11 protein-coding genes and 1 tRNA gene are annotated in these 10741 nt (G+C 71.5%); 6 read left to right on the top strand and 6 right to left on the bottom strand.

The genetic code is table 11. From position 1 onward, the window contains the following. Positions 1 to 198: 198 nt before the first annotated feature. The 4 genes from pth to glmU all read right to left on the bottom strand — a co-directional run bounded on the left by pth (position 199) and on the right by glmU (position 4195). Complete coding sequence (pth, locus tag ACU436_RS24585; protein WP_459029076.1) at positions 199 to 783, bottom strand: aminoacyl-tRNA hydrolase; 585 nt, start codon at positions 781 to 783, stop codon at positions 199 to 201. A 2-nt stretch (positions 784 to 785) separates the two neighbouring features. After that, complete coding sequence (locus ACU436_RS24580; protein WP_459029074.1) at positions 786 to 1424, bottom strand: 50S ribosomal protein L25/general stress protein Ctc; 639 nt, start codon at positions 1422 to 1424, stop codon at positions 786 to 788. Positions 1425 to 1712: 288 nt separating this feature from the next. Then, a complete protein-coding gene (locus ACU436_RS24575; RefSeq protein WP_459029072.1) occupies positions 1713 to 2684 on the bottom strand; it encodes a ribose-phosphate diphosphokinase in 972 nt (323 codons plus the stop codon). A gap of 5 nt (positions 2685 to 2689) precedes the next feature. Next, positions 2690 to 4195, bottom strand: a complete 1506-nt coding sequence (gene glmU, locus ACU436_RS24570; protein WP_459029070.1) for a bifunctional UDP-N-acetylglucosamine diphosphorylase/glucosamine-1-phosphate N-acetyltransferase GlmU — start codon at positions 4193 to 4195, stop codon at positions 2690 to 2692. 271 nt (positions 4196 to 4466) lie between these two features. On the opposite strand from glmU, the gene ACU436_RS24565 reads away from it, so the two are divergent. Together ACU436_RS24565 and ACU436_RS24560 are read left to right on the top strand one after the other, a co-directional pair. Then, positions 4467 to 4913 carry a L,D-transpeptidase gene (locus ACU436_RS24565; RefSeq protein WP_459029068.1) on the top strand — a complete coding sequence of 149 codons (447 nt, stop codon included), beginning with the start codon at positions 4467 to 4469 and terminating at the stop codon, positions 4911 to 4913. 160 nt (positions 4914 to 5073) lie between these two features. Then, the gene (locus tag ACU436_RS24560) at positions 5074 to 5511 is read left to right on the top strand and encodes an OsmC family peroxiredoxin (protein WP_459029066.1); all 438 of its coding nucleotides are present in this window, start codon (positions 5074 to 5076) and stop codon (positions 5509 to 5511) included. Positions 5512 to 5643: 132 nt separating this feature from the next. On the opposite strand, the gene ACU436_RS24555 is transcribed toward ACU436_RS24560, so the two are convergent. Further along, positions 5644 to 6165, bottom strand: coding sequence for a hypothetical protein (locus ACU436_RS24555; RefSeq protein ID WP_459029064.1), 522 nt, complete (start codon positions 6163 to 6165; stop codon positions 5644 to 5646). Between the two features lie 340 nt (positions 6166 to 6505). Continuing rightward, positions 6506 to 6576: transfer RNA gene (locus ACU436_RS24550), tRNA-Gln, on the bottom strand. A 183-nt stretch (positions 6577 to 6759) separates the two neighbouring features. On the opposite strand from ACU436_RS24550, the gene ACU436_RS24545 reads away from it, so the two are divergent. The 4 genes from ACU436_RS24545 to ACU436_RS24530 all read left to right on the top strand — a co-directional run bounded on the left by ACU436_RS24545 (position 6760) and on the right by ACU436_RS24530 (position 10741). Further along, positions 6760 to 7698 (top strand): acyl-CoA desaturase, encoded by a 939-nt coding sequence (locus ACU436_RS24545; RefSeq protein WP_459029062.1) that lies wholly within the window; start codon positions 6760 to 6762, stop codon positions 7696 to 7698. 229 nt (positions 7699 to 7927) lie between these two features. Then, complete coding sequence (locus ACU436_RS24540) at positions 7928 to 9166, top strand: class I SAM-dependent methyltransferase (RefSeq protein ID WP_459029123.1); 1239 nt, start codon at positions 7928 to 7930, stop codon at positions 9164 to 9166. Further along, entirely contained in the window at positions 9163 to 10041 is an 879-nt protein-coding gene (locus tag ACU436_RS24535) for a sugar phosphate nucleotidyltransferase (protein WP_459029060.1), read from the top strand. Before ACU436_RS24540 ends, ACU436_RS24535 begins: the two co-directional genes overlap by 4 nt. Before the next feature lie 19 nt (positions 10042 to 10060). Beyond that, positions 10061 to 10741 (top strand): PIG-L deacetylase family protein, encoded by a 681-nt coding sequence (locus ACU436_RS24530; protein ID WP_459029058.1) that lies wholly within the window; start codon positions 10061 to 10063, stop codon positions 10739 to 10741.

Genomic DNA, 10741 nt, shown 5'->3' with positions numbered 1-10741 from the left:
ATCGCCAGCCGTGTCTCCATCGGGACAACCCTTCCGACCACGGCCGAAAGTCTCGACCGCGACCAGGTCAGCTGTCACCGATGTCCCGAGACATACCTGTCACCGATGTGTCCGGACTTGGCACGGGCGAATTCGACCCCGGAACGCGCCGAACTGCTGATCAAGCCGCTGCGGCGTGCTGGGAGGTGCGTACAGGCGCTAGCCGCTGAGGGCGTGGAACCGGTTCTGCGCCGGCTCCAACCCGTCCGCGAGCAGCGCCTCGGCGGCGTCCGCAGCGAGGTCGACCGCGAGGTCGAGCTCCTTGCGCTCCGTGCCCGAGAACCGCTTGAGCACGTAGTCGGCCGGATCCTGGCGGCCCGGTGGCCGGCCGATGCCGAAGCGGACGCGCAGGTAGTCCTTCGTGCCGAGGGACGAGCTGATCGAACGCAGGCCGTTGTGGCCGCCCTCGCCGCCGCCGCGCTTGAGCCGGACCACGCCGAAGCCCAGGTCGAGGTCGTCGTGGATCACGACGAGATCCTCGACCGGCACCGAGAAGTACCGGGCGAGGCCGGCGACCGGCCCGCCCGAGAGGTTCATGTACGTGCGTGGCTTCGCGAACACCACCCGCCGCCCGGCGAGCCTGCCCTCGAGCACGTCCGCGTTGCTGCGGTGCTTGGAGAAGCGGCCGCCGCCGGCCCGCTCGGCGAGCAGCTCGACCACGCCGAACCCGACGTTGTGCCGGGTGTCGGCGTAGGCCGGGCCGGGGTTGCCGAGCCCGACCACCAGAGCGGGGGCCGGCGCCATGCTCAGCTGTCCGAGTCGGAGGACTCCGAGGAATCGGCAGCTGCCTCGGAGGCTGCGTCGGTCGCGGCCTCGCCCTCGTCGGCCTCGAGCTGTTCCTCGGTGGGCGTGGCGACGACGTTGACGACGAGCAGCTCGGCGTCGGCCTTCAGCTCGGTGCCGGCGGGGAGCTGCACGTCGGAGGCGTGGATCTGGGAGCCGATCTCGAGGCCCTCGACGGAGACCTCGATCTGCTCGGGGATGTTCGAGACGTCGGCCTCCACCTCGAGGGTGTTGAGCTCCTGGGTGACGAGGGTGCCGGGAGCGGCATCGCCGGTGACGACGAGCTGGACCTCGACGGCCACCTTCTCGCCGCGGCGGATCACCAGCAGGTCGACGTGCTCGATGTACGGGCGGATCGGGTGCGTGACCACCGTCCTGGTCAGCGCGAGCTGCGTCTTGCCCCCGATGATCAGGCTCAGCACCGCGTTGCGGCCCTGATCGCGGATCACCCGGGCGAACTCGAGCTGCGGCAGCGAGAGGTGCTGCGGGTCGGTGCCGTGCCCGTAGAGCACGGCGGGGATCTTCCCCGCGCGGCGGGTGCGGCGGGCGGCGCCCTTGCCGAACTCCGTGCGGGTCTCGGCGTCGATACGGGCCTCGGCCACGGTGGTCTCCTCGATCGGTACTGCTGCGGTGGACGCGCGCGACGAGGCAGACCGGTCGGAGCCGGGACTGCGTCGATCACGGCGGGCCAGCGTGCACCCACCCTCGCCGCGGAACGGTGCTCGACGATACGCGACCACCCGTGGCCTTCCGCTGCCCGGGTACCGGCAGCCGACCGTCTGCCGACCCGCTCCCACAGGAACTCCGGTGCTCACACACGAACTGCAGTTGGTGCGTGAGCGCGCATGTTGGTGTGTGAGCGGCCGGCCCCGGCCCGCTAGCCGTGGACGTCAGGCGTTGCCGTCGAACAGGCTCGTGACCGAGCCGTCGTCGAAGACCTCGTGGATGGCCCGGGCGAGGAGCGGGGCGATCGACAGGACGGTCATCGTCGGGAAGCGCTTCTCCTCGGGGATGGGCAAGGTGTCCGTGAAGATCACCTCGCGGGCCCCGCACCCGGCCAGCCGCTCCGGGGCCGGGCCGGAGAGCACGCCGTGCGTGGCGGCCACCACGACGTCCTTCGCGCCGGACTGCAGGAGCACCTCGACCGCCTTCGCCACCGTGCCGCCGGTGTCGATCATGTCGTCGATCACGACGCAGAGCCGGCCCTCGACGTCGCCGACCACCCGGTTGGCGACCGCCTCGTTCGGGCGGCGCGGGTCGCGGGACTTGTGGATGAACGCCAGCGGCGTGCCGCCCAGCGTCTCCGCCCACCGCTCGGCCAGCCGGACGCGGCCGGAGTCGGGGGAGACGACCGCGAGCTGCTCGTCCGCGTAGGTGCGCTTGATGTGCTCGACGAGCACCGGCAGCGCGAAGAGGTGGTCGACCGGGCCGTCGAAGAAGCCCTGGATCTGGGCGGTGTGCAGGTCGACGGTCATGATCCGGTCGGCACCCGCGACCTTGAACATGTCGGCGATCAGGCGCGCCGAGATCGGCTCCCGGCCGCGGTGCTTCTTGTCCTGGCGGGCGTAGCCCCAGAACGGCATCACGACCGTGATCCGCTTGGCCGACGCCCGTTTCAGCGCATCGACCATGATCAGCTGCTCCATGATCTGGTCGTTGATCGGCTCGGAGTGCGACTGGAGCACGAACGCGTCGCAGCCGCGAACCGACTCCTCGAACCGGACGAAGATCTCCCCGTTGGCGAACGAGTACGCCGCCTGGGGCGTGATCGTCACATCGAGGTGCTTCGCCACCTGCTCGGCCAGCTCGGGGTGGGCCCGCCCGGAAAGGAGCATGAGGTACTTCTTGGGCGTCGCCGACATCGCGCTCACCGTGCTGTGCCTCCGTGGACGTCGATGGCCGGGTCGGCCGCGTGGGCGGCGGCCTCGGCGGCCGGGGTGCCGGGCCGCTTGCGGGCGACCCACCCCTCGATGGTGCGCTGTGACCCGGCCGACACGGCCAGCGCCCCCGGCGGGACGTCCTCGCGGACCACGGCGCCGGCGCCGGTGTAGGCACCGTCGCCGACCTGCACGGGTGCGACGAACGTGTTGTCCGACCCCGTCCTGACGTGCGAACCGACGACCGTGCGCTGCTTGCGCACCCCGTCGTAGTTCACGAACACCGAGGACGCGCCGATGTTGCTGTGCTCGCCGATCGTGGCGTCGCCGACGTACGTGAGATGCGGCACCTTGGTGCCCGCGCCGATGTCCGAGTTCTTGACCTCGACGAAGGTGCCGATCTTGCCGCGCTCCCCGAGCCGCGCGCCGGGACGCAGGTAGGCGAACGGCCCGACGGACGCGCCGGGCCCGATCTCCGCGCCGCTGCCGTGGGTGCGCACGACCACGGCTCCGGCCCCGATCGCGCAGTCGGTGAGCGTGGTGTCGGGCCCGATCTCGGCGCCACCCGCCACCGACGTCGCCCCGTGCAGCTGGGTGCCGGGGTGCAGCAGGACGTCCGGTTCGAGCCGCACCTGGACGTCCACCCAGGTCGTCGGCGGGTCGACGACGGTGACGCCGGCGCGCATCCAGCGCTCGAGAAGGCGCCGGTTGAGCTCGGCGCGCAGCGCGGCCAGCTGCACGCGATCGTTGATCCCGCGCACCTGCCACGCGTCGGGGCAGCGCACGCCACGGGCGTCGGCGCCGTCGGCGCGGGCGATGGTGACGAGGTCGGTGAGGTAGAGCTCACCCTGGTTGTTGTCGGTGCGCAGCCGACCGATCGCCGAGAGGAGGAACGCCGCGTCGAACGCGTAGACCCCGGAGTTGATCTCCTGGACGGCTCGCTCCTCGAGCGACGCGTCGCGTTCCTCGACGATGCGGGAGACCGTGCCGTCCGTGGCGTGCAGGACCCGTCCGTACCCGGTGGGGTCGTCGACCGCACTGGTGAGCACGGTCAGCGGCGCGCCGGACGACGCGTGGTCGTGCAGCAGCGCGGTGAGCGTGTCGGACGCGAGGAGCGGCACGTCGCCGTAGGTGACGAGGACGGGGCCGCTCAGGTCGTCGGGCAGGGCGTCCAGGGCGCAGCGGACGGCGTGGCCCGTACCCAGCCGCTGGTGTTGCTCGGCGGCGAGCACCGGGCGGGCGAGCTCATCGGCCATCCCGGTCAGCGCCTCACGCACCTGCTCACCGCCGGCGCCGACGACCACGACGAGGTGCTCGGGTTCCAGCGCGGCGGCGGCGTGGACGGCGTGACCGAGCAGGCTGCGGCCGCCGATGCGGTGCAGGACCTTCGGGACGGCGGATCGCATTCGCGTGCCCTCGCCGGCCGCCAGCACGATGGCCGCGGCCGGCCGGGACGGTGTGCCGTCGGACGATCCTCGCCCGTGCGGGTCGAGCATGGAGTCCACTCCTGGTGGTGGCCGGGAACCGGCACGACAGGCGGGACGGCGATGCCGCGCCGGGCGCGGCTCGACGCGCCGGTGCCGGCGGTCGGGACCGGCTGATCGTACGGGTTCACCCGACCGTGTGCCGTCGTCCGGTGAGGCCACGTAACCAGGACGGACGCCGGTCGTTGTGCGGGCCGGGCACTCTCCGTGCCGGGATCGTCACGGACCGGTACGTGTATCGACTCGGAAGGCTTCGATGGGCAAGCACAGCAGGGGGGCAGGCGTGCGCGCGCGCTCGCTGGTGGCGGCGGCCGCGCTGGTCGTTCTCGGTGGGTTCGGCGTCGCCGGCACCGCACAGGCGGACGAGGGCCTCGTCGACGGCACCCCCTGTACGGACGACGTGAGCGCCTGCGTCGACCTCGCCTCGAAGCGCGCATGGCTCATCGACGACGGGGCGGTCACGCGCGGGCCGATCCAGGTCGCCATCGGCGGTCCCAGCCACCAGACGCCGAAGGGCGACTTCCGCGTGGAGTGGAAGGACACGAACCACCGCAGCGTCGAGTACGACGGCGCGCCGATGCCGTTCGCCGTCTTCTTCGCCGAGGGTGGCATCGCGTTCCACGAGGGCAGGCTCGACACCCCGTCGAAGGGGTGCGTGCGCCTCGGGCACGAGGACGCGATCGAGTTCTACGACTTCCTCGAAGTCGGGGATGCGGTCGAGGTTCACTAGTGTCCCCCGGACACCAGGTCGTGCTCTGCCCGTAACACGGCTGGAACGACCACTCGCCGTCGATCACCCACCGGTCGGCTCATCGGGCGTGTCATCCGGGACGCCCGCGGCGACTCAACAGTTGTCAGGGGTGGAGCGACGACCAGGAGGAGGCACCAGCATGCCGACGCGTACCGCCCGGACGGCCTGGAACGGAGACCTGCAGAGCGGGTCCGGTCAGGTCGAGCTCACCAGCAGCGGCGTCGGGACCTACGACGTCAGCTTCCCGAAGCGGGCCGCGGACGACGCCGACGGCACGACCAGCCCCGAGGAGCTGATCGCCGCCGCCCACTCGACGTGCTACGCGATGGCGCTCTCGGCGGAGGTCGCGCGTACGGGGGGCACGCCGCAGTCGCTGGATGTCACGGCCGCCGTCACGCTGTCGCCGGACCCCGCGGGAGGGTTCCGGATCTCGGAGATCGCGCTCACCGTCCGCGCCGAGGTCGAGGGCCTCGACGCGGCCGGCTTCGAAACGGCCGCTCAGGCGGCGAAGGACGGTTGCCCGGTCAGCAAGGCACTGACCGGAACAACGATCACGCTGGACGCCGCCCTCGAGTGAGCGGCGCCGGTGGGTCTCGAGGGGTGAAGGAGTTGGACATGAGGTGCACGGGGAACGGGCGTCCGCCCGAGCCGCCGCCGCGTCCCGGCGGCCGCTGAACCGAGCCACGACGAACGGTCCTCTCGTCGGCATCTAGCCGACGAGAGGGCCGTTCGTCCGTGTCCGGCGCCGGTAGTAGTGGTACGTGACCGCCAGCAGCAGCGGTGGCCACAGGACCATCGGCGCGTAGAACTGCAGGATCTCCCACCCGGGCGGGACGCAGCCGGCCGGCAGCGTGTGAGGTGGTTCGCCGCCGACCAGCCCGCGCACGATGAACGCCGCCACGGCCAGCCCGCCCGTCGCCGCGACCCCCACGGCGAACGGCACCGGCACCGGGCGGCCCCCGACGCCCGGCATCCACTGCGGGAACACCTCGCCCCACGGACGCACCAACCCCAGCGTCAGCAGCGCGAGCCCGAGCGAGACCACCGACAGCGACGGCACGTAGATCTTCTCCCACAGCGGGTGACCCGGCGCCGCGCACGGATGCCCGTACGCGAGGCCGTGGACCCAGTCCACGACCCGCCACACCGCGGAGGGCAACACGGTCGCGGGCACGGCCCACGCGGCAACCTCCGCCCAGGCCGGCACCAGCTCGTTCCGGAACGTCGACATGTCCCGACCCTCGCCGGTCCGGGGTAGCGGCGGATCCCCCACCGACACGAGCCGATTCCCCCGCAGGAGGGATCCGGGACGGGGCTCACCGAAGGGATATGGATCGATGCGGCGTGTCACACCGTCGATCCCGGGCGGGTGTCGTTGACTGGGTCCCGGGTACCCGATCGGGTTACGCGACGCCTACTCGGACACGCTGCGGAGGTCTGCCCGTGGCAGGAACTGTCGGAATGATCCTGGCCGACGGCGATCACGACGGAAGTGGTGGAGGACTGTTCGCCCTGCTCATCATCCTATTGGTGCTGTACTTGCTGTTCCGCAAGTGACCGCGGCCGACCTGCTCCGCCGCCAGGATTCGAACCTGGACCATCGGAACCAAAATCCGAGGTGCTGCCGTTACACCACGGCGGACAGGCCTTCATCCTGGCACGCGCCGGGAACCGGTTCGCAGGGCGCCGCGTTGGGCCGGATGGGCGGTGACGTCTGCGCGCTTCGGGTGGTTCGCCGCGAGTTCGCATTCGGGGACGGTGGACGACACGACGATCCCCTAGCCTCGCCGCTCGAGACCGGTGTCGCACCAGCCCGAGGAGCCAGATGACCGTTACGGCCGAGGACCCGCTCGCTGCCGGCCCCAACCCGGTGATCGCCGGGCGGCGCACCGCGCTGCAGCACGCGCTGATCTACATCTTCGTCGGGGTGCCGATGGTCGCCCTGGTGGTGGCCGTGCCGCTGGTGTGGGGCTGGGGGGTCGACTGGCACGACCTGGTGCTGCTCGCCGTGTTCTACGTCGTGGCGGTCCTGGGTGTCACGGTCGGGTTCCACCGGCACTTCACGCACAAGTCGTTCAAGGCGAAGCCGTGGCTGCGGGTGGCGATGGCGATCACCGGCTCGCTCGCCGTGCAGGGCAACGTCCTCAACTGGGTGGCCGACCACCGGCGACACCACGCTTACTCCGACCGGGAGGGCGACCCGCACTCGCCGTGGCTCTTCGGCACCTCCCCGCTCGCGGTGGCGCGGGGCTTCCTGCACGCGCACATGACGTGGTTCTTCGACCGCAACGAGACCAACCACCGCCGCTTCATCCCCGACCTGCTCGCCGACCGCGCGATCGTGCGCGTCAGCAGGACGTTCGGGGTGTGGGTGGCGGTCAGCCTGCTGCTGCCGGCGGCGCTGGGGGCGCTGCTGTCCTGGTCGTGGGCGGGCGCGATCACCGGCTTCTTCTGGGGCGGCCTGGTCCGGCTCGCGGTCTCCAACCACGTGACGTGGTCGATCAACTCGATCTGCCACATGGTGGGGGAGCGCCCGTTCCGCTCGCGCGACCGCTCGCGCAACTTCTGGCCGCTCGCGATCCTGTCGATGGGCGAGTCGTGGCACAACCTGCACCACGCCGACCCGACGTGCGCCCGCCACGGGGTGCTGCGCGGTCAGATCGACATCTCCGCCCGCCTCATCTGGGTGTTCGAACGTCTCGGCTGGGCGTACGACGTGCGCTGGCCGACCCCGCGCAGGTTGGCCCGCCTCACCTCGAGCTGACCGCCGTCCGACCAGTCTGACCAGGCCGAACCGGCGCCGGCGTCGGAGGCGGCCCGCAACGGCCGATGCCCGGCGTGTCGCCCCACCCGGGGTCGGGCGCGGTGCGGAGCGTGGAACACTGGCGGCCGTGCGCGTGGAGAGAGTGCGCATCGACGCGACAAGCCGGGGGGTCGACGCGGTGCTGACCGACAACGCTGCCCAGTCCGACGCGGAAACGCGCGGGCCGGGCATCGACGGCCCGGCCCTGACCTGCCGGCTCTGCGGTTCCACGCAGCTGCGGAGCTTCCTCGACCTCGGTGCCACGCCGCCCTGTGAGCGGATCCTCACCGCCGAGGAGGCCGAGGCCCCCGAGGTCACCTACCCGTTGCACGTGCGGGTGTGCGGCAGTTGCCTGCTGGCCCAGCTGCCGCCGCTGATCACGCCCGAGGACACGTTCACCGAGTACGCCTACTTCTCGTCGTTCTCCACGTCGTGGGTGGAGCACGCCCGCCGGTTCGTCGACGACGCGGTGACCCGGCTGGGGCTGGGGCCGGAGTCGTTCGTCGTCGAGGTGGCGAGCAACGACGGCTACCTGCTGCAGCACGTGGTCGAGCGGGGCATCCGCTGCCTGGGTGTGGAGCCGTCGGTGAACGTCGGTGAGGCGGCGCGGGAGAAGGGCGTGCCCACGCTGACGGCGTTCCTCACACCGGAGACCGGCGAGCAGGTGCGTGCCGAGCACGGACCGGCCGACCTGGTGTGCCTCAACAACGTCTACGCGCACATCCCGGACGTCATCGGGTTCACCCGGGGGCTGCGGTCGATGGTGGCCGACGACGGGTGGGTGTCGATCGAGGTGCAGCACCTGCTGACGCTGGTTGAGCGCACCCAGTTCGACACGATCTACCACGAGCACTTCCAGTACTACACGCTGCTGACGGGCCAGCGGGCGCTGGCCACCGGTGGCCTCACGCTCGTGGACGTGGAGTTGCTCGACACCCACGGCGGGTCGATCCGGATGTGGGCGCGGCCCAGCGAGGTGGCCGGTGAGCCGTCGGAGCGGGTGCGTGCGGTGCTCGCCGCGGAGGAGGCCGCCGGGCTGCACACCGCGGAGGGGCACGACGGGTTCGCCGATGCCGTGTCGCGGGTGCGCGACGACCTGGTCGGTTTCCTGGTGGACGCGCGGCGTGCGGGCGCGAAGGCCGTCGGTTACGGCGCTCCGGGCAAGGGCAACACCCTGCTGAACTACTGCGGGATCCGGCCGGACCTGCTCGCGTACACGGTCGACCGCAACCCCTACAAGCACGGCAAGTTCACCCCGGGGATGCGTATCCCCGTGCTGGAGCCGGAGCGGATCGCCGCCGACCGGCCGGACTACGTGCTCGTCCTGCCCTGGAACCTGCGTGACGAGCTCGTCGAGCAGCTGTCCTACGTGCGCGAGTGGGGCGGCAAACTCGTGTTCCCGATCCCCGAGCTCGAGGTGGTCTCGTGAAGGTCGTCCTGTTCTGCGGTGGGTACGGGATGCGGATGCGCGACGGTGTCTCCGACCTGCCCAAGCCGATGCACCCGGTGGGCCCGCGCCCGCTGATCTGGCACGTGATGCGCTACTACGCGCACTTCGGGCACACCGACTTCGTGCTGTGCCTCGGCTACGGGGCGCACCACATCAAGGACTTCTTCCTCACCTACTCCGAGACGGCGTCCAACGACTTCGTGCTGCGCGGCGGCGACGTGCACCTGCTCGGCAGCGACATCTCGGACTGGACGATCACCTTCGTCCACACCGGGCTCGACTCGCCGATCGGGGAGCGGTTGCGCCGGGTGCGCCGGCACGTGGCGGGCGAGGAGATGTTCCTGGCCAACTACGCCGATGTGCTCACCGACCTGCCGCTGAACTCGATGGTGGACAGGTTCCGGCGCTCGGACGCGGTGGGCGCGTTGCTGGCGGTGCCGCCGCAGTCGGCGTTCCACTGCGTGGACGTGGGCGAGGACGACCGGGTCGCGGGCATCACGACGCTGCAGGAGATGCCGCTGTGGGAGAACGGCGGCTACTTCGTGCTGCGCCCGGAGGTCTTCGACTACCTGCCCCGGAACGGGGACCTGATCATGGACGCGTGCCGGCCGCTGGCGAAGGAGGGCCGGTTGATGGCCTACCGGCACCGCGGGTTCTGGCAGCCGGCCGACACGGTGAAGGAGCGGCACGCGCTCGAAGCCGCCTACGGGGCGGGCAACCGCCCGTGGATGCTCTGGGAGCGGGGCGCCGACAACGCGGTGGACGCCGGCGACGAACCGGACTTCATCGCCCCGGAGCACGACCCGCTGCAGGCCGCCATCGCGGCCATGGGCGGCTCCCTCGTCGAGCGCTGAGCGGGGCGTTGATCCGACCGTGCTGAGCCTCCTACCCGAACGCCTCGACCGGATGCTGCTGCTGGGCGCCCACTGCGACGACATCGCGATCGGCGCCGGCGGCGCGCTGCTGGAGCTGTGCCGCGCCCACCCCGGCGTCACCGTCACGGTGCTCGTGCTCACCGGCGGGGGGTCGTTGCGCGAGGAGGAGGAGCGGGCGGCGCTGACCGCCTTCTGCCCGGGCGCGACGCTCGACGTCACGGTCCTCGACCTGCCCGACGGGCGCGTGCCCACCCGGTGGGAGCGGGCGAAGCTCTCGCTCGAGGAGCTGCGCACGCACGGCGAGCCGGACCTCGTGTTCGCGCCGTCGGCGCACGATGCCCACCAGGACCACCGCACGCTCGCCGAGCTGGTTCCCACCGTCTTCCGGGACCACCTCACGCTGGGCTACGAGATCCTCAAGTGGGACGGCGACCTCGCCCAGCCGTCCGTGTACCTCCCGCTCGCCGAGCCCGTGCTCCGGGAGAAGATCGCCAAGTTGCACGAGCACTACGGTTCCCAGCGGGACCGCGTCTGGTTCGACGCGGAGACGTTCGGCGGGCTGGCGCGGATCCGGGGCGTGCAGTGCCACGCGCGGTACGCCGAGGCGTTCCACGTCGCGAAGATGGTGCTCGGTGTGGCGCCGCTCCCGAGCGGCGACCCGATGGACGGGATCCGGTAA

Source organism: Pseudonocardia wallangbongensis, assembly GCF_054486945.1.
Note: the sequence above shows the minus strand (reverse complement) of the source record. Positions and strands in the feature narration are given on the sequence as shown.

Coding starts and splice junctions, on each gene's coding strand:
- pth (WP_459029076.1), bottom strand. CDS start 783: ATGGCGCCGGCCCCCGCTCTGGTGGTCGGGCTCGGCAACCCCGGCCCG.
- ACU436_RS24575 (WP_459029072.1), bottom strand. CDS start 2,684: ATGTCGGCGACGCCCAAGAAGTACCTCATGCTCCTTTCCGGGCGGGCC.
- glmU (WP_459029070.1), bottom strand. CDS start 4,195: ATGCTCGACCCGCACGGGCGAGGATCGTCCGACGGCACACCGTCCCGG.
- ACU436_RS24560 (WP_459029066.1), top strand. CDS start 5,074: ATGCCGACGCGTACCGCCCGGACGGCCTGGAACGGAGACCTGCAGAGC.
- ACU436_RS24555 (WP_459029064.1), bottom strand. CDS start 6,165: ATGTCGACGTTCCGGAACGAGCTGGTGCCGGCCTGGGCGGAGGTTGCC.
- ACU436_RS24545 (WP_459029062.1), top strand. CDS start 6,760: ATGACCGTTACGGCCGAGGACCCGCTCGCTGCCGGCCCCAACCCGGTG.